At 66.3% G+C, this 17619-nt stretch carries 17 protein-coding genes; 10 read left to right on the top strand and 7 right to left on the bottom strand.

All coding sequences use genetic code 11. The features are described 5' to 3' along the window. Positions 1-17: 17 nt before the first annotated feature. The 3 genes from ABIC25_RS17945 to ABIC25_RS17955 all read right to left on the bottom strand — a co-directional run bounded on the left by ABIC25_RS17945 (position 18) and on the right by ABIC25_RS17955 (position 2661). Positions 18-593 (bottom strand): TerD family protein, encoded by a 576-nt coding sequence (locus ABIC25_RS17945; RefSeq protein ID WP_004020651.1) that lies wholly within the window; start codon positions 591-593, stop codon positions 18-20. Between the two features lie 222 nt (positions 594-815). Continuing rightward, on the bottom strand, positions 816-1907 hold the full coding sequence (locus ABIC25_RS17950; RefSeq protein WP_004020652.1) for an inositol-3-phosphate synthase: 1092 nt from the start codon (positions 1905-1907) through the stop codon (positions 816-818). Further along, on the bottom strand, positions 1900-2661 hold the full coding sequence (locus tag ABIC25_RS17955; protein WP_354562516.1) for a PadR family transcriptional regulator: 762 nt from the start codon (positions 2659-2661) through the stop codon (positions 1900-1902). Before ABIC25_RS17955 ends, ABIC25_RS17950 begins: the two co-directional genes overlap by 8 nt. 285 nt (positions 2662-2946) lie before the next feature. Between ABIC25_RS17955 and ABIC25_RS17960 the strand changes: the two genes are divergently transcribed. The 4 genes from ABIC25_RS17960 to ABIC25_RS17975 all read left to right on the top strand — a co-directional run bounded on the left by ABIC25_RS17960 (position 2947) and on the right by ABIC25_RS17975 (position 7882). After that, positions 2947-3339 carry a DUF5318 family protein gene (locus ABIC25_RS17960; protein ID WP_010844588.1) on the top strand — a complete coding sequence of 131 codons (393 nt, stop codon included), beginning with the start codon at positions 2947-2949 and terminating at the stop codon, positions 3337-3339. A gap of 126 nt (positions 3340-3465) precedes the next feature. Then, entirely contained in the window at positions 3466-5808 is a 2343-nt protein-coding gene (locus tag ABIC25_RS17965; RefSeq protein ID WP_354562518.1) for a transglycosylase domain-containing protein, read from the top strand. Then, on the top strand, positions 5768-7438 hold the full coding sequence (locus ABIC25_RS17970; RefSeq protein ID WP_354562520.1) for a glycosyltransferase family 87 protein: 1671 nt from the start codon (positions 5768-5770) through the stop codon (positions 7436-7438). Before ABIC25_RS17965 ends, ABIC25_RS17970 begins: the two co-directional genes overlap by 41 nt. A gap of 36 nt (positions 7439-7474) precedes the next feature. After that, positions 7475-7882, top strand: a complete 408-nt coding sequence (locus ABIC25_RS17975; RefSeq protein WP_064569645.1) for a hypothetical protein — start codon at positions 7475-7477, stop codon at positions 7880-7882. Between the two features lie 7 nt (positions 7883-7889). On the opposite strand, the gene ABIC25_RS17980 is transcribed toward ABIC25_RS17975, so the two are convergent. Continuing rightward, positions 7890-8462 (bottom strand): GNAT family N-acetyltransferase, encoded by a 573-nt coding sequence (locus ABIC25_RS17980; RefSeq protein ID WP_354562522.1) that lies wholly within the window; start codon positions 8460-8462, stop codon positions 7890-7892. Continuing rightward, positions 8459-9943: a glycosyltransferase family protein gene (locus ABIC25_RS17985; protein ID WP_354562524.1), complete on the bottom strand. Its 1485-nt coding sequence runs from the start codon at positions 9941-9943 to the stop codon at positions 8459-8461. The genes ABIC25_RS17980 and ABIC25_RS17985 overlap by 4 nt, the downstream gene beginning before the upstream one ends. Before the next feature lie 167 nt (positions 9944-10110). Between ABIC25_RS17985 and rpsF the strand changes: the two genes are divergently transcribed. The 4 genes from rpsF to rplI all read left to right on the top strand — a co-directional run bounded on the left by rpsF (position 10111) and on the right by rplI (position 11858). Further along, on the top strand, positions 10111-10392 hold the full coding sequence (gene rpsF, locus ABIC25_RS17990) for a 30S ribosomal protein S6 (protein ID WP_004020660.1): 282 nt from the start codon (positions 10111-10113) through the stop codon (positions 10390-10392). 124 nt (positions 10393-10516) lie between these two features. Further along, positions 10517-11041 carry a single-stranded DNA-binding protein gene (locus tag ABIC25_RS17995; RefSeq protein WP_004020661.1) on the top strand — a complete coding sequence of 175 codons (525 nt, stop codon included), beginning with the start codon at positions 10517-10519 and terminating at the stop codon, positions 11039-11041. 84 nt (positions 11042-11125) lie between these two features. Further along, positions 11126-11383 carry a 30S ribosomal protein S18 gene (rpsR, locus tag ABIC25_RS18000; protein WP_004020662.1) on the top strand — a complete coding sequence of 86 codons (258 nt, stop codon included), beginning with the start codon at positions 11126-11128 and terminating at the stop codon, positions 11381-11383. Between the two features lie 19 nt (positions 11384-11402). Next, positions 11403-11858: a 50S ribosomal protein L9 gene (gene rplI, locus ABIC25_RS18005; protein ID WP_004020663.1), complete on the top strand. Its 456-nt coding sequence runs from the start codon at positions 11403-11405 to the stop codon at positions 11856-11858. A gap of 61 nt (positions 11859-11919) precedes the next feature. Here rplI and ABIC25_RS18010 read toward each other — a convergent pair whose 3' ends face one another. After that, positions 11920-12582 (bottom strand): hypothetical protein, encoded by a 663-nt coding sequence (locus ABIC25_RS18010; RefSeq protein WP_354562525.1) that lies wholly within the window; start codon positions 12580-12582, stop codon positions 11920-11922. Between the two features lie 571 nt (positions 12583-13153). Between ABIC25_RS18010 and dnaB the strand changes: the two genes are divergently transcribed. Beyond that, positions 13154-15385, top strand: a complete 2232-nt coding sequence (gene dnaB / locus ABIC25_RS18015) for a replicative DNA helicase (RefSeq protein ID WP_101819901.1) — start codon at positions 13154-13156, stop codon at positions 15383-15385. A gap of 94 nt (positions 15386-15479) precedes the next feature. Here the strand turns inward: dnaB and ABIC25_RS18020 are convergent, their stop codons facing one another. Next, positions 15480-16211: a hypothetical protein gene (locus tag ABIC25_RS18020; protein ID WP_354562527.1), complete on the bottom strand. Its 732-nt coding sequence runs from the start codon at positions 16209-16211 to the stop codon at positions 15480-15482. Positions 16212-16463: 252 nt separating this feature from the next. Here ABIC25_RS18020 and ABIC25_RS18025 point away from each other — a divergent pair, with 252 nt between their 5' ends. Further along, positions 16464-17495: a hypothetical protein gene (locus ABIC25_RS18025; RefSeq protein WP_257881177.1), complete on the top strand. Its 1032-nt coding sequence runs from the start codon at positions 16464-16466 to the stop codon at positions 17493-17495. Positions 17496-17619 lie beyond the last annotated feature (124 nt).

Below are 17619 nucleotides of genomic sequence, written 5' to 3' on the forward strand. Positions count from 1 at the left end.
CCGGAGTCCGAGAGGACTCAGACGTTCACACCGAAATCGCGGGCGATGCCTGCGAGACCCGAGGCGTAGCCCTGGCCGACCGCGCGGAACTTCCACTCCGACCCATGACGGTACAGCTCACCGAAGACCATCGCGGTCTCGGTGGAGGCGTCCTCGCTGAGGTCGTAGCGGGCGATCTCGGCACCGCCGGCCTGGTTCACGACGCGGATGAACGCGTTGCGCACCTGACCGAAGGACTGCGAGCGTGCGTCGGCGTCGTAGATCGAGACGGGGAAGACGATGGAGTCGATGTTCGGCGGCACGCCGGCGAGGTCGACCTTGATGACCTCGTCGTCGCCTTCGCCCTCACCGGTCAGGTTGTCGCCGGTGTGCTCGATCGAGCCGTCGGGCGAACGCAGGTTGTTGAAGAAGACGAAGTGCTGATCGGAGACGACCTTCTTGTCGGTACCGAGCGCGATGGCGCTGGCGTCCAGGTCGAAGTCGGTTCCGGTGGTGGTCCGGATGTCCCAGCCGAGGCCGACGGAGACCGCAGTCAGGCCCGGAGCCTCCTTGCTGAGGGAAACGTTGCCGCCCTTGCTCAGGCTCACGCCCATGGTTTGCGCCTTTCTGTTGGTACGGGGTCTCGTGATGTCCGATGTGCCCGATACCGGGCCACTCGGAGCAATCGACAACACTCTATGTGAAGGGTTTGACGCGGTCACTGATTTGGTTGGATGACCTGCGGTTTCCGTCGAGTGGGGTGGCGGGACGGCGACAACAGAAGCGGCGCTCCCTGATCAGATCAGGAAGCGCCGCCGGGTTGCGTTCTACGAGGCTCAGGCCTCGATGATGAACTCCTCGAGCTGGGCGCGCGCGACGTCGTCGGCGAGCTGCTTCGGCGGGGACTTCATCAGGTAGGCCGAGGCCGGGATGACCGGTCCGCCGATGCCGCGATCCTTGGCGATCTTGGCGGCGCGCACGGCGTCGATGATGATGCCGGCCGAGTTGGGGGAGTCCCAGACCTCGAGCTTGTACTCGAGGTTCAGCGGCACGTCGCCGAAGGCGCGGCCTTCGAGGCGGACGTAGGCCCACTTGCGGTCGTCGAGCCACGCGACGTGGTCCGACGGGCCGATGTGGACGTTCTTGTCCTCGACCTTGCCGGCGAGCGAGCCGGTCAGGTTGGAGGTGACGGCCTGGGTCTTCGAGACCTTCTTGGACTCCAGACGCTCACGCTCGAGCATGTTCTTGAAGTCCATGTTGCCGCCGACGTTGAGCTGGTAGGTGCGGTCGAGGGTGACGCCGCGATCCTCGAACAGCTTCGCCATCACGCGGTGGGTGATGGTGGCACCGACCTGGCTCTTGATGTCGTCGCCGACGATCGGGACACCGGCGTCGGCGAACTTCTGGGCCCACTCGGGGTCCGAGGCGATGAACACGGGGAGTGCGTTGACGAAGGCGACGCCGGCGTCGATGCAGCACTGGGCGTAGAACTTGTCGGCCTGCTCCGAGCCGACCGGGAGGTAGCTGACGAGGACGTCGACCTCGTTGTCCTTCAGGGCCTGGACGATGTCGACACCCGAACCGTCGGCCTCGGTGATGGTCTCGAGGTAGTACTTGCCGAGACCGTCGAGGGTGTGTCCGCGCTGGACGGTGACACCGGTCGGCGGGACGTCGGCGATCTTGATGGTGTTGTTCTCGCTCGCGAAGATCGCGTCGGACAGGTCGAAGCCGACCTTCTTGGCGTCCACGTCGAACGCGGCGACGAACTCGACGTCGCGGACGTGGTACGGGCCGAACTTCACGTGCATCAGGCCGGGAACGCTGGAGTTCTCGTCGGCGTCCTTGTAGTACTGCACGCCCTGCACCAGGGATGAAGCGCAGTTTCCTACGCCCACAATGGCAACGCGCACCTTATTGGGCTCACCCATGGTCGGGTTCTCCTTCTTCTCGCGGCATCGCAGTCGTTCGCTGCGCAACCGGTGTTTTCCGTTGCTCGGGTTCGTCGAGCTGTGCGTCCCGGCTCTGCATCGAGTCCGGGTCTTGATATTCGTCATCGGCTCGTCCGGTGGAGGCCGTGGGCTTCCCCGAATCGAACTGTGACCGTTCGCTGTCGGCGAGGTCGTCGTCGAACTGTGTGTCGAACGGGTCGGGCGCCCCGCCCTGCTGGGAGCTCTCGGCCGCGATCAGCTCGTTGAGCCAGCGGACTTCGCGTTCGCTGGACTCGAGGCTGAGCTGATGCAGCTGACGGGTGTACCGGTCGACGGTCCGGTTGGACCGTCCGACGATCTCCCGCAACCCCTCCCGACGCTCCTCCACCTGCCGGCGGCGGCCCTCGAGGATGCGCATACGCGCAACCGCGGGGGTGCGGCTGAAGAACGCCAGGTGCACACCGAAACCGTCGTCGGTGTAGTTCTGGGGTCCGGTGTCGGCGACCAGCTCGGCAAACCGTTCCCGGCCTGCGTCGGTGAGCTGGTAGACACGCCGGCCACGCCGCACCTTGACGCCCAGGGGCGTCTCGGGTTCATCGATGAGGCCGTCGGCCTGCATGCGACGCAGCGTCGGGTAGAGCGATCCATACGAGAACGCACGGAAGGCGCCGAGCAGGCCGGTGAGTCGCTTGCGCAACTCGTAGCCGTGCATGGGGGATTCGAGAAGCAATCCGAGAATGGCCAGCTCGAGCACTTCGCCACCCCCTTCACGTCCTGCCGATGATCTGTCACTTCTTCCTCGGACTTGATGTACCGACGCGCTCTGACGCGCCGACACCTCATTCCGATGTATTTGCCAATGTATCGCACCGATATAACTGGTGTCCACGAGCGGTCGGTCAGGAGAAGGACAGATGGCCGGAGGGCATCCGGCGGTGGCGTGACGGACATCTCGGGACGCGCACGGGCCGGTTTCCGGGGCCTCCTCGCCGGACCCGTCGCGCCGACGCCCCGGCAGAGACCACGTACCCTGAAAACCGTGCAACGCCAGATCGTCGACTACGCCCTGCAGCGGCGCGCTCGGCTGTCCTCGGTCCATGCGGGCCGGACCGCCGTTGCCGAGGTCTGCGACGCGAGTCCGTACCTCCTGCGCGCGGCGAAGTTCCATGGTCGGCCCAGCACCACGATGTGCCCGATCTGCCGAAAAGAGCAGGTCACCCTGGTGTCATGGGTGTTCGGCGAACGTCTGGGCCAGGTCAGCGGCTCGGCACGGAGCAACGAGGAGATCGCGCGACTCGCGACGACCGCCGAGGAGTTCTCGGTACATGTCGTCGAGGTGTGCCGGACCTGTAGTTGGAACCATCTGGTCCAGTCATACGTTGCCGGGCTGCCGCCCCAGTCCACGCGTCGCTCCCGACGCGTCGCCAAGTAGGGCGCCGGCCTGCGGTTTTTTTGCCCGGGCCGTTGCCTGCTGTCACAGTGGAGCGGCACGAGGCCAGAGAAGGTAACCGAGATCCACGGACGATGACGTCCGCCCGATCCGGTAGGAAGGTGGACGATGAGCGAGGCACGCGGGTCTTCGCCCACGCCCCGGCGCACCGGCATCCGACCCGGTCCGGGCGGTGGCGGTCAGAACAGAAGTGAGACGGCGACCAGACATCGGCGGTTCGCATGGGCGCTGGGGATCGTGGGCGCGATCGTCCCGGCGATCGTGCTGGTGCTCATCGTCGCGTTCGCGTTCACCTACTTCACCGCCGAGATCCCGGAACCCGAGGTGAGCCAGAAGGCCACCATCGTCGACACCTCCGGACGCACGCTGGCCGATGTCACCTCGCCGGACGGCAACCGCACGGTCGTCCCCTTCGACGAGATCCCCGAGACGATGAAACAGGCCATCGTCGCCGCCGAGGACCGCGAATTCTGGACCAACAACGGATTCTCGCCGCGCGGTCTGTCCCGTGCGGCGATCGGGCAGATCACCGGCAACCAGACCGCCGGCGGTGGCTCGACCATCACGCAGCAGTACGTCAAGAACGCGATCGTCGGTGACGAGCGCAGTTTCGACCGCAAGTTCAAAGAACTCGCCATCGCGGCGAAGATGAACGACCGGCACGGCTGGTCCAAGGAGAAGGTCCTCGAGGCCTATCTCAACACGATCTACTTCGGCCGGGGTGCCTACGGCGTCGCGGTCGCCGCGCAGAAGTTCTTCAACAAGTCCATCACCGACAAGCGTCGCGCCGAGCGCAATCCGTTGACCTTCGAGGAGGCAGCGCTGCTGTCGGCCGTCATCCGCGCGCCGTCGTACTACGATCCCGACACCAACCGCGAGGTCACCGAGGCGCGCTGGCGTTACGTGCTCGACGGCATGGTCGCCACCGGTGCCATCACCCGTGCGCAGGCCGACAGCGCCGTCTTCCCCAAGACGGTCAAGGCCCGCGTCAGCGATTCCGACGAGACCCCCGGCCCGAACGGGCTCATCAAGCGGCAGGTGCTCGCCGAGCTCAACCGCATCGGCATCACCGACAAGCAGCTGCGCACCGGTGGCCTGAAGATCAGCACCACGATCGATCCGCAGGTTCAGAACGGTGTCGTGCAGGCAGCCTGTCGCAAGAACCGGATCTACAAGTGCCCGAACGGTGAACTGAACGGCGAGCCCGACGATCTGCTCGCATCGGCGGTGTCCATCGATCCGCAGACCGGTGGTGTGCGCGGTTATTACGGCGGCGACAACCCGGGCGGTTGGGACCTCGCCCAGGCCGGTCTCCAGACCGGTTCGTCGTTCAAGGTGTTCGCACTCGTCGCGGCGCTCGAACAGGACATCCCGCTGTCGAAGACCTACAGCTCGGCGCCGTTCGAGGCCAGTGGTGGTCTGACGGTCGAGAACTCCGACGGTGAGAGCTGCGGCACCTGCAACCTCGCCACGGCGATGAAGATGTCGCTCAACACCGTGTACTACCGCCTGATGATGGATCTCGACGGTGGTGCCCGGGCGGTTGCCGACGCCGCGCACAAGGCCGGTGTCGCGGAGTCGTTCGGCAACATCGAGAAGACGCTGCAGGAGGCGAACGGACAGCCCGAGGGCGGCGTGGTGCTCGGTCAGTACCAGTCGCGGGTGATCGACATGGCCTCGGCGTACGCCACCCTCGCGGCGTCGGGCGTCTATCACGAGCCGTACTTCGTCCAGAAGGTCGTCGACTCGGAGGGGCAGGTCCTCTACGAGCGCAAGACCGAGGGCAAGCGCGTCTTCCCCGCGAAGGTCGCCGACAACGTGAGCGCCGCCCTGCAGCCGATCGCGGCCTACTCCAACGGGAACTCGCTGTACGACTCGTCACTCGGCTCGCGTCCCTCGGCCGCCAAGACCGGCACCGTCCAGCTCGGCGACACCGGGCAGAACAAGGACGCGTGGATGGTCGGTTACACACCGCAGTTGTCGACCGCGGTGTGGGTCGGTACCAATGACGGCACGGCCCTGACCAACTACAACGGTGCCTCGATCTACGGCAGCGGGCTGCCGTCGTCGATCTGGAAGTCGGCGATGGACGCCGCCCTCGAGGGCAAGGAGATCAAGCAGTTCCCCGAGCCGGAATCGGTCGGCGGTGTGGCCGGCGTGCCCTATGAGGCCCCTGTCACCACCGAGGCGCCCACGCGGACCCGCGGACCCTCCGTGCCGACCTTCGACATCCCCGACCAGGGCGGGGACGGCAACCTCACCCTCGCTCCGGGCGTGACGATCCCCATCCCGGGCGCCCCGCGGAACGGCGGCGGTGGCGGCGGTGGCAACAGCCCGGGCGGCGGCGGATTGGCCCCCGGCGACGGCGGTGACGGCGGCGGCGACTCCGGCGACGGTGTACCCGGCGGCGGTGACGGAGGCGGAGGAGTCCCTGAACCGCCCATCGGCTGACCCGGATTCGGCGGCCGACTCCGCGGCGAGCGGCCCCGACCCCGTCTGGGACAGCCCTGCACCCCTTGCGAGTGATCAGCGTGTCGACGACGCGCGGATTCTGCCGACACGCACGGACGGCATGGTGCGCGAGGCGAGTTCGCTCGTCGGTGGACCGGTGGGAGCACACGCTGTCATCGGCCGGAGCCGGCATCTGACACCCCTGCGGGTGCTCTTCGTCCTGGCGCTGTGCGGACTCGCACTCGGATGGTTCGGCAAAGCCGCGTGCCTGCAACAGGCACCGGTTGACGGCGGCACCACCGCGGGCGCGGAGATGCGGCTCGACTGGGACGATCAGCGCCAGTTCACCAACCTCTGCTACTCCGACGTCATCAGCCTGTTCGGCGCCGAGCGGCTCAACCAGGGCGCGCTGCCCTACCGGGACTTCTGGTTCCAGGAGGACTCCGCGGGACAGACCATCAAGCGGTACATGGAGTACCCGGTCCTCACCGGGATGTTCATGTACGGCGCGGCGCAGCTGACCCAGGGGTGGCTCTGGGCCGAGACCCACTGGGGCGTGCCCGGGGCGCTCGACGTCGTGCTGTTCTTCACGATCGTCGCGTTGGGACTGGCGGCATTCTGGTTGGTGACCATCTGGGCAACCGCGCTCACCGCGCGAACCCGCATGTGGTCGGTGTGGCTGGCCGCGTTGTCCCCGCTCGTCTTCGTGCATGCGTTCACCAACTTCGACGCCATCGCCACCGCGGCGGTGGCGGTCGCGCTGCTGGCCTGGTCGCGGGAGCACTTCTGGCTGGCGGGTGTCTTCATCGGACTCGGCGCCGCGGCCAAGCTGTATCCGGCGCTGCTGCTGGTGGTGCTGGGCGCGCTGTGCCTGCGAACCGGGAAGGTCCGCGAGTTCGGCGTCGTGGCCGCGACAGCGATCGCCGCCTGGCTCGCGGTGAATCTGCCGATCCTGATCCCGTACCCGTCGGGGTGGTGGGAGTTCTTCCGGTTCAACGGCGACCGGTCCGCGGACCCCGACACGATCTACCGGGTCGTCGCCGACGCCGCCGGTTTCACCTGGAACACCGGCTATCTGAATGCGCTGTCGGTGGGGTTGACCGTGGTCGTGATCGCCGCGGTGGCCGCGATCGGTGTCCTGGCGCCGTACCGGCCTCGTGTGGCGCAGTTGGCGTTCCTCGCCGTGGCCGGCTTCCTGCTGGTGAACAAGGTGTGGAGTCCGCAGTATTCGTTGTGGCTGGTTCCACTTGCGGTACTTGCCATTCCACACGCTCGCCTGCTGCTGGCCTGGATGGCGGTCGACGCGCTCATCTGGGTGCCGCGGATGAGTCTGTTCCTCGATGCCGAGCGTCGTTGGCTCCCGGACCAGTGGTTCACCGCCGCCGTGGTGCTCCGCGGACTGATGGTGCTCGCACTCTGCGCCGTCGTCCTGTGGCAGATCTGGCACCCACGTGACGATCTGGTCCGTCGCGGGAACGGCGGAAAGTGGTACGACGATCCGGCGGGTGGCGTCCTCGACGGCGCGCCGGACCGGATCGGTCGACGGTCGCCGACGACCAGGGCGGCAGACACAGCGCGAGAACCGGAGCCGGTGCTCGGTCAGCGGTCACGCACGTTCGAGGTCTCCTGACGATTGGGTGACCGCGTCCCTGGGTAATGACCGGTCATGTCGGATACCGCACCACACATCTCGGACGACACCGCGGAGGCGGTCGGCAAGGTGGGGGAGGCGCTGGAGTACATCGAGCGCGCCCGCGGCCACCTCTACTCCTTCCATCAGCTCATCGGGCGTGGCGATCTGCTGCTGGGGGAGGCCGTCGACGAACTGCGCGAGGCGGGCCATGCCGAGTTCGCCGATGAGCTGTCCACCGAGCTGGTGGGTCGCAATGTGCTGGAGGGTCGCTGGACGTTCCAGGTCGTCGAGGAATTCGACGACACCTACTGGGGCCCGTTGCGCGAGTACGTCGACCGGGTGCGAGCCGATCTGACCGACGGCGAGCGGCACGTGCACGAGGCGCGGATGAAAGAAGATCGGCGCACCCGGGGACATTCAGAACACACCAAGAACCCGTAGGTCTCGCTCAGACGGTGATCCGCTGCAGCAGGCGATCTCTGGCCGCGGGCCAATCGTCATCGGTCATGGCGTACAGGGCGGTCGTGCGCCAGCCGTCGCCGAATCGGCGGTGCTTGCGCAGCAGACCCTCGAAGCTCGCACCCAGCTTCGAGATCGCGGCGCGCGACCGCGCGTTGCTCTCGTGGGTGTGCCACGTCAGGCGGACGGCGCCACACTCCTCGAATGCGTGGCGCATCAACAGGTACTTGGCGGTGGGATTCACCGCGGTCCCCTGGACGCGTTCGCTGTAGAACGTGTAACCGATGCACGCGGACCGATTGGTCTCGTCGATCTCGTAGTAACTCGTCGACCCGACCACGCTGCCGTCGGCGTTGTCGACGACGGTGAAGGCGACGCGTGAGTCGAGAGCCGACCGGACGTACCGTCGCGCACTGTCCTCATCGGTCGGCACGCCCGGAACCCACTGGAAGAGGGTGGGGTCGTCGACGACGCGCGCCAACGGTCCGATGTCCTCGATGCCGATCGGCCGCAGGGTGACTCGATCGTGCATCAGTGGGCCGGTCGCCAACCATGTACTCATGCCGAACCTCTCGTGATCGTGTCGCGCGGTGAACGGAACCGCTCGCCGTCGGAGGACGGATCGACGGCACCGGGAACCCGTGCGGCAATTCGGGAAGCCAGCGGCTCACGGAGCGGGGTGCCCACGAAGGTCACGATCAGGTAGGCGAGCAGAACCGCGTGCACCCACACCGAACCGGCGACGCCGGTGACGATCCACCATGGCAGCGGATCGCCGGCATCCCGGATCGGGAACAGGCGGAAGATCGTCAGGTCGAGGGCGAGGTCGGCGAGCAGGTAGGTCAGGATCACCGGCCAGCGCACTTTGATCAGGACGAAGAACGGCAGAATCCAGAGCGTGTACTGCGGCGAGTGCACCTTGTGGAACAGCATGAAACCCGCCAGCATCGCGCCGCTCACGCCGATCCACGGGAAGATGCCGACGCGCTCGAACCGGCGCCACCCGAGATACATCGCGACAGCGAACGAGGCAAGGATCAGCAGCGGGGACAGCACGCTGACCACCGAGTTGTAGGTGTCTCCGGTCCCGGTGAGGTAGCGCAGACCCCAGTACCAGATGGAATTGGTGTCGACGTCGGCTCGGCGGCGGCCCTGGAAGGACAGTGCCGCCTTCCATCCGTCGAATCCGAGGACCATGAACGGCAACTGGATCGCGGCCACCGTCACGACGGCGGCGCCGCCAACCCAACCGGCGCCCGTCCAGTCCAGGCCGCTTCCACCGCGCCGTCGTTGCCCGCCTGTGCGTGCACCACCGGCGCCGCGGGTGAGAACGTATGCGGCGAGCGGCAATACGAGGATGCCGGGGTAGAGCTTGAGGCAGAAGCCGACCGCGAGCAGGACTGCCGCGATGACCGCGGACGTGCGAAGCGGCAGCCGTCGTCGATCTGTACCGGGTTGGACGGACGCGCCCCAGGCCATCACGGCGATCGCCCCGACGGCCGTCGCGACAACCGGCAGTTCCCAGTTGTGGAAGGAGTACAGCACCAGCGGGGGTGTCGCGGCCCAGAGCAACGCCCACCATCGGACCATCAGCGCGAGCATCACCGTGATCGCGAAACCGAACGGCGCCAACAGGAGTGCGGACTGGATGAAGAAGTCGGTGTCGGTGTCGGCCCCGCTCGCGCCCAAGAACATGAGCACGCCGGAGAGCACCGGGTACTCGACGACGCCGCCGAACAGGGTGCCGTCGGAGGCGATCCCGCCGTGGATGTAGGGGAAGACGTGGGTGTTGATGTCGCGGCCGAGCCACAGGTAGATCAGGTCCGAGTAGCAGGGGATCACCGCGTCGGGATCACCCGTCGGCCAGTTGTCGCTGCGCCCGTACTCGTCGAAGGGGGCGCCGCCGCACCGGAGCTTGGCCTGGAAGCTCCAGAACATCGTGGCCGCGGTCGCCAGCACCGAGACCAGAACGATGACGGCCGTCTCGCCACGGCCGGACAACCGTGCGGACCACCTTCCCGGGGTTGTCCGCCGCTCCGACATGGGCAACAGCGTAGGTGGTCCGGCAGTAGGTCGCCGCAGCGACCCGTGACCACGGATTTCACTGCGAACGGGCAGGTCATGTATCTTGGACCGGTTGCCGACGCAGGCGACCCTCCTGCCACGGACAGTCCGTGGCCGACCTAGCCCATAGGAGGTGATGTGGTCTTATGCGTCACTACGAATTGATGGTCATCCTCGATCCGAATCTGGACGAGCGCACCGTCGCACCCTCACTTGATACTTTCCTCAATGTTGTCCGCAAGGATGGCGGTTCGGTGGACGGCGTCGACATCTGGGGCAAGCGCCGTCTTGCCTACGAGATCCTCAAGCACAACGAGGGCATCTACGCCGTCATCGATCTCAACGCCGAGCCCGCCACGGTCACCGAGCTCGATCGTCAGCTGAAGCTGAACGAGTCGGTTCTGCGCACCAAGGTCCTGCGGAAGTAATCCACAGGCTTTCTTGATCGTCTGAACACGTCGGTACCGGGTTCTAGGGTTGGACCCGACAGTTCAACACAACCCGGTGCATGTCGATCAGCGAGTGCCCACCACACGACCCAAGGGGAAACACATGGCAGGCGACACGGTCATCACCGTCATCGGCAACCTCACCGCCGACCCGGAACTGCGGTTCACGCCGTCGGGCGCAGCGGTTGCCAACTTCACGGTGGCTTCCACTCCGCGCACCTTCGACCGCCAGACCAATGAGTGGAAGGACGGCGAAGCGCTGTTCCTCCGCTGCAACATCTGGCGCGACGCCGCGGAGAACGTGACCGAGAGCCTGACCAAGGGATCCCGGGTGATCGTGCAGGGACGGCTCAAGCAGCGGTCCTACGAAACCAAAGAGGGCGAACGACGCACGGTCGTGGAACTCGAGGTCGACGAGATCGGCCCCTCCCTGCGGTATGCCACCGCCAAGGTCAACCGCGCCTCGCGCGGTGGCGGTGGTGGCGGCGGATTCGGGTCCGGTGGCGGCGGCGGTAGCCGCGGCGGCGGGAACTCGAACCAGCAGGTTGCCGACGATCCCTGGGGCAGCGCGCCTGCCAGCAACAGCGGGGGATCGTTCGGCGGCGGGGACGACGAACCACCTTTCTGATAGCGCTCGGGGCACGATCACCCGCCCCGAACACCCGGGAACGGCAGCGACCGTCCCCGAAGCATTGACTGGAGCAATACACACATGGCAAAGGCAAAGCCGAGCCGGAAGCCTCGCGTCGAGAAGGTCACCAAGACCAAGGCGTGCAGCTTCTGCAAGGACAAGAAGGCCGTCATCGACTACAAGGACACCGCGCTTCTGCGTCGTTTCCTGTCCGACCGTGGCAAGATCCGGTCGCGTCGCGTGACCGGTAACTGCGTGCAGCATCAGCGCGACGTCGCTGTGGCAGTGAAGAACTCGCGTGAGGTGGCCCTGCTGCCCTTCACCTCGACCAGCCGATAAGCGGAAAGGATCAGTTGACATGAAGCTCATCCTCACCGCCGCCGTGGAGAACCTCGGCGAAGCCGGCGACATCGTCGTGGTCAAGGACGGCTACGGCCGCAACTACCTGCTGCCTCGCGGCCTGGCCATCAAGGCCACCCGCGGAGCCGAGAAGCAGGTCGAGGGCATCCGCCGTTCGCAGGAAGCCCGCGAGGTCCGCGGTCTCGAGCACGCCAACGAGCTGAAGCAGGCCCTCGAGGGCCTCGCCGACGTCTCGCTGGACGTCAAGACCCACGACTCGGGCAAGCTCTTCGGTTCGGTCACCGCGGCAGATGTCGCCGGTGCCATCAAGACCGCAGGCGGCCCGACCGTCGACAAGCGCAGCGTCGAGCTGCCCAAGGGGCACATCAAGGCCACCGGCAGCTACCCGGTCGTCGTCAACCTGCACCCGCAGGTCTCGGCGACCGTCCAGCTCGCCGTCGTCGCCGCGAGCTGACCTCCAGCATTCACGCACGAAGGCCGGGTGGAGATCTCCACCCGGCCTTCGTCGTCTGTCCCTACTTCGGTGCCGGCGGATTGGCAGGCAGCTGGTTCCAGTACTGCAATCGGGGCGGGAGGTACCGCGGCGCCGGGTTGGCGCTGTGGTCGACCGCGTTGTTGCCGGGACCGAGGGTGTCCCACGACGGGAAGAAGAACTTGTGCCAGGCCGGCGTGAAGATCAGCGCGCGCTCGCCGGTCCGGCAGGCCACGGTGTCGCGGCGGGGGGCGGTGCACGTGACGCCCTCGATGGTCACCCGCTTGCCGACGCCGAGGAGCGGCGGCCGGAAGCCGCTCTTCGGACCGAAGCGATAGGTCTGGTCCGTGCGCGCCCACCAGGGTCCCTGCTGGTCGTCGGAGATGACCGCACCGGTGGCATTCGGCGGGGCGGTCGCCGGACGGCCCGCACAACCCACGTAGCGGTAGCCGGGGCCGACCTGGCACACCCATCGGCCGGTCGTGAAGAAGGAGCGCCCGTTGTCGACGTAGGCCACAGACCGGAACGTCGTCGGGTCGACCGGTTGATACCGCGACAGATCGAATTCGACGGGCATCGAGGGACCCGGTGCGGCGACGGCCGACGGGGCCGTCGCGAGCCCGGCGGCAGCACTCAGGGCGGCCAGCACGGTGACCACGCGACGGACGACGACCGACTTGGACCCCAACCTCGACACGATCGACATTGCATCACACCCGACAGGCGTGTCGTCGGCGTTCACCGGTAAGTCGCACGACTGAAGATGCTCGGGACCTCGTCTGGCCAGGTGTAACGCAGACCACACCGGATGTTCACCCGAATATTCGCCACGGGTGGTTGAACGGGCACCCGCAACACGCCCGCAAGGCGACGCGCCGAGGAAGTCCAAAGGATTTCCAATTCCTTGATTGTGGAAATTAGTCAGCCCTCTGAGCTGCGGAAACAGCGTTGTTCACACCCGAATTCCTCAGGTTGTCCACAAAGGGTGCACAACGCGTCCCCTGGCCACTCACACACGCTCCACAAGTGATCCCCAGATTCGTCAACAGGTCGGTTTGAGTCGGGGTCGCAGACGTCCTAGTGTCACGCCTCAGCGTCTCCGTCCGTCTCGGCGCACACGACAGTCGATGTCGGTGCCACCCGATAGGAAGAGACTGACCGAAACACGACGTCGACACCGGGGACTCGCGACGTGGCCTACCGGGGCCGACACCAGACTCAAGGTCGTACTCATTCGATGTCGGGTGGGATCGAGCGTTGCGAGAGGTTTGACACGCGTGGCTGTTGTGGATGACCGCGGGCGCGGCCCCGCCGCCGGAGGCCGAGCACGGGGAGAAGAAGAGATCCCCGCGGAGGACTTCGGCCGGCAGCCCCCGCAGGATCTGGCCGCCGAGCAGTCGGTGCTCGGCGGCATGCTGCTGTCCAAGGATGCGGTCGCCGACGTCGTCGAGAAGATCCGTACCAACGACTTCTACCGTCCCGCTCACCAGGCGGTGTTCGAAGCGGTCCTCACGCTGTACTCGAAGGGTGAGCCCGCCGACGCCGTCACGGTCGCCGCGGAACTCGAGCGCGCGGGCGAACTCAAACGGATCGGTGGTGCGCCCTATCTGCACACGCTGATCTCGACGGTGCCCACTGCCGCCAATGCCGGTTACTACGCGGAGATCGTCGCGGAGAAGGCGTTGCTGCGGCGACTCGTGGAGGCCGGCACACGCATCGTCCAGTACGGCTACGCCGGTGCCGACGGCCAGGACGTCGCCGAGGTGGTCGACCGGGCCCAGGCCGAGGTGTACGAGGTCACCGAGAAGCGCACCGCGGAGGACTACGTCCCCCTCGAGGATCTGCTGCAGCCGACGATGGACGAGATCGACTCCATCGCATCGCGGGGCGGCATCTCGCTGGGCGTCCCGACGGGGTTCGCCGACTTCGACAAGCTCACCAACGGCCTGCACCCCGGCCAGATGATCATCGTCGCGGCCCGTCCGGGTGTCGGAAAGGCACTCGCGCTCGACACCCCGCTGCCGACGCCCACCGGGTGGACAACGATGGGCAAGGTGGGGGTCGGCGATCATCTCCTCGATGCACACGGCCGACCCACCCGGGTTGTCGCCGCCACCGAGGTGATGACCGAACGCCCCTGTTACGAAATCGAATTCAGCGACGGCGCGATGATCGTCGCGGACGAGCAGCACCAGTGGGCGGCCGAGATCGACGGCAAACGCCGCGTTGTCACCACAGCCGGTCTGCGGGCACACGTCGGCTGCGCTGTCGTGCGCAACACCGCGCCGCTCGAGTTGCCGCGCAAGCGTTTCGCCTACGGCCCCTACACGGTGGCGGCGCTGGCCGGGATGGCTTTCGACGACCCCGAGATCAGCATGCGGATCGACGCCGAGGGCCCGGTCGACGTCATGACGCTGATGGCCGACCTCGGTGGGCGCATCCCGTACGAGTACCTGCGCGGTTCGATCGCGCAGCGCCGGGCCCTGCTCGCAGGACTGCTCGACGCCCGTGCCTCGGTCGACGACGACGGCTGGATCACCGTCCCGGCCGCCACCCGGCACATGACGGCCGTCGTCGCCGATCTCGTGGCCGGACTCGGATTCAACTACAAGCGGTCGGCCACCGGTTGGTTGCGCGTCGACGCCGACGATGACGTGTTCACCGTGCACCACAAGGCGATTCGGCACAAAGAGCTGCGCAGGCGGGCCGGTGTCCGGCGCGTCGTCGCGGTCCGCCCCGTCGACCCGGTCCCCGTGCGCTGCGTCCAGGTCGACAACGCCGAACACCTGTACCTCGCGGGCGAGGCGATGGTCCCGACCCACAATTCGACGCTCGCGATGGACTTCCTGCGCTCCGCGGCGATCGGCCACGGCCTGACCGCCGCCATGTTCTCGCTGGAGATGAGCAAGACCGAGATCGTCATGCGTCTGTTGTCGGCGGAAGCGAAGATCAAGCTGGCCGACATGCGCGCCGGCACGATGAGCGACGACGACTGGACCCGCCTCGCCCGCCGGATGGGCGAGATCTCGGAGGCGCCGTTCTTCATCGATGACTCGCCCAACCTCACGATGATGGAGATCCGCGCCAAGGCGCGGCGTCTCAAACAGCGCCACGACCTGAAAGTCGTTGCGGTGGACTACATGCAGCTGATGACCTCGGGTAAGAAGGTCGAGTCCCGCCAGCAGGAGGTGTCGGAGTTCTCCCGTCAGCTGAAGCTGCTGGCCAAGGAACTCGAGGTCCCGGTGATCGCGATCAGTCAGCTGAACCGTGGTCCGGAGCAACGTACCGACAAGAAACCCCAGGTGTCGGACCTCCGAGAGTCAGGCTCGCTGGAGCAGGACGCCGACATGGTCATCCTGCTGCACCGTCCCGATTCCATCGAGCGCGACGACCCGCGCGCCGGCGAGGCCGACATCATCGTCGGCAAGCACCGTAACGGCCCGACCGCCACGATCACCGTCGCACACCAGCTGCACCTGAGCCGGTTCGTGGACATGGCGCGGGGGTAGGAGGCCGAAGTGAGGCTGGCTTTCAGCTCGAGGACTACGTGCCTTGTGGCCGCCTCAAGTGCCGCAGCGTCGGGCCCTCGACGATGGTCGGGTTTTACGACCGGTTCAATTCCCGGATAGTCGCATTGATAGCCGAGCATCCGATCCTCGGCGCCATTGCTGTCCAGCGGTCGTAATCGCTGAGTGCGGGAAGTGAAGTCTGGATGAGCTCCATGGTCGCAGTGTCAACGCCGTCGTCCCGAAGCTGTCGTAGGTGTGCGCGCCGGAGGATCACGGTGGTCGCCGATGCAGCGATTTCTTCGTCTCGGTAACGAGGCAACTTAAAAGCGTTAATCATCGTTCGACGAGTCGAGAACAGCGGATCGATGAAGTCAATGTCTCCCATATCGGTTGCTTTGCACAGACGCACCCGGGTGGTTTCTGCATCCGTCCGCAGGACAACGCGAAGTAGCGCCACGACTGAGAAAAGCAGTCCTGCCCACATTGTCCAGGTGAGTATTTCCAGCGATGTGTTGCCCATCAGTCCTGCAAACGAGAGTCCAAGGTAGGCGATCGCGAAGACTACGAACATCAGGTACGCGGGCCAAAACCCACCTCGAGAAGGATACTTCCGACGGGCCGCTTCCCAGGCGATCAGATCGTTGGCCTCGGACTGCAGAGTTTGCCGAACGGCGGTCCGAAGGCCGATTGTCTCTGCTTGTTCTGATAGCGTGCGAATCCTCGCGTCTTGGCGCCGAGCCACTCGCGAACCAGGTTCAGCGTGGAGGAACGGCGAGAGTGCCGCAATTAGTGCGGGAATGGCCACCAGCCAGTCGCGTGTAGTCATGCCGAGAAGCTACGAGACGGTACCGACATCTTCGTAATGCCGAAGTTCTGGCATGTCCTGGTTCGTGGACATGGCGCGGGGGTAGTTCGCCGCTTCCCCTGAGTGTGGGGTGAGAACTCGCTGATAATCGCGCCGCCCGGTGCTTCTCGATGAGGGATGCCGGCGGCCGGCCGGGTACCGTGCGTCCGGGACGTGTCCACGAGAGTCGTGGTGGAGTTCGGATCGGTCGGCGTTGTGAGTGTGAAAACTGTTGTGAGCAAGCGTGTCCCGGCGACGATGATGCCGGTGGGTGCGCTTGCGGTGTTGCTGACGGCGCTGCTGGTCGGCGGGGTGGTCTACCTGGCGCTGCCCACGGACACGACAGACGCCCAGGACACGAGACCGCCCGCCGAGCAGATCGATGCGGCCGGTGACTCCGTGTCGTCGGCCAAGATGATGTTCCAACTGATGTCCGCGGGTCTGAACAGCGCGACCGGCGGCATCGCGACGGCGACCGGGAGTGCGCGCGACATCTTCGACGCCGTCGACACGGCCGCCTCCGCCTCGGACCAGCTGGTGCGAGGTCTGGGCAATGCTCCGGATGTGTCGTCGGCGACCCGCCAGGTCAACGACGGTGCGTTGGCGGTGTCAGCGGTCCTCGGGCAGGTGTCCTCGCTGTCGAACTCCGTCACCGAGCTCGATTCACTGGTGACACCGCTCATCGGTTACCTCGAGAACTCCCGGACCCCCGGGTCGGCGGACGCCCTCGAACGGCTCCGAGCGCTTCAGGGTTCGAGTCGGGAGATCAGTGAGCAGCTCGGCTCCCTCGATTCGCTGCAAGGGGAGTTGGCGACGATGCGGAAGTCGCTCGAGTCCTCGGCCGCCGGCATCGACTCCGCGATCACGCAAGCACAGACGGCCGCCGGCCAGTTGTCCACCGGACTCAACCGCCTCGCATCGGCGCGGGAAGACACCCTGAGTGCCACCGACAAGGTGAACGCCGGGGTCAAGCAACTCCAGGGCGTGCTCAACTCGATCAACGAGGACCTCGACAACGCGTCGACCAATCTGATCCCGGCCACCCCCGGCGACACCGCGCCTCCCGCGTCGAACCAGTCCGCCGGCAGTGTCGCCGAACGTGTGAGCTGGGCGGTCGTCGCGGGTTCGGGGGTGGGCGCAATCCTGTTGGCGCTGCTCCTGATTCGAATGGCCCGGACGCGACGCGAGGGACCGAGCGATGGTGCACTCGGCAACGAAGCCGATGACGCCGAACTGGTCGGGGCGTCGGCGGGCGCGGACCGCTGACAAGGCACTGCAGAGTGCGGGATCTGTCGCGGAATCCGGCATCGAGGCCGCACTCTGCGGGGCGCTCGCAACGAAAGCGCAGCGTGTCGGACAATAGTTAGGTGATCGAAAGAGTTCCTGAGGT

The organism is Gordonia sp. PvP123 (assembly GCF_040547295.1).
GTDB classification, from domain to species: Bacteria; Actinomycetota; Actinomycetes; order Mycobacteriales; family Mycobacteriaceae; genus Gordonia; species Gordonia terrae.

Coding starts and splice junctions, on each gene's coding strand:
- ABIC25_RS17945 (WP_004020651.1), bottom strand. CDS start 593: ATGGGCGTGAGCCTGAGCAAGGGCGGCAACGTTTCCCTCAGCAAGGAG.
- ABIC25_RS17950 (WP_004020652.1), bottom strand. CDS start 1,907: ATGGGTGAGCCCAATAAGGTGCGCGTTGCCATTGTGGGCGTAGGAAAC.
- ABIC25_RS17965 (WP_354562518.1), top strand. CDS start 3,466: ATGAGCGAGGCACGCGGGTCTTCGCCCACGCCCCGGCGCACCGGCATC.
- ABIC25_RS17975 (WP_064569645.1), top strand. CDS start 7,475: ATGTCGGATACCGCACCACACATCTCGGACGACACCGCGGAGGCGGTC.
- ABIC25_RS17980 (WP_354562522.1), bottom strand. CDS start 8,462: ATGAGTACATGGTTGGCGACCGGCCCACTGATGCACGATCGAGTCACC.
- ABIC25_RS17985 (WP_354562524.1), bottom strand. CDS start 9,943: ATGTCGGAGCGGCGGACAACCCCGGGAAGGTGGTCCGCACGGTTGTCC.
- rpsF (WP_004020660.1), top strand. CDS start 10,111: ATGCGTCACTACGAATTGATGGTCATCCTCGATCCGAATCTGGACGAG.
- ABIC25_RS17995 (WP_004020661.1), top strand. CDS start 10,517: ATGGCAGGCGACACGGTCATCACCGTCATCGGCAACCTCACCGCCGAC.
- rpsR (WP_004020662.1), top strand. CDS start 11,126: ATGGCAAAGGCAAAGCCGAGCCGGAAGCCTCGCGTCGAGAAGGTCACC.
- rplI (WP_004020663.1), top strand. CDS start 11,403: ATGAAGCTCATCCTCACCGCCGCCGTGGAGAACCTCGGCGAAGCCGGC.
- ABIC25_RS18010 (WP_354562525.1), bottom strand. CDS start 12,582: ATGTCGATCGTGTCGAGGTTGGGGTCCAAGTCGGTCGTCGTCCGTCGC.
- ABIC25_RS18020 (WP_354562527.1), bottom strand. CDS start 16,211: ATGACTACACGCGACTGGCTGGTGGCCATTCCCGCACTAATTGCGGCA.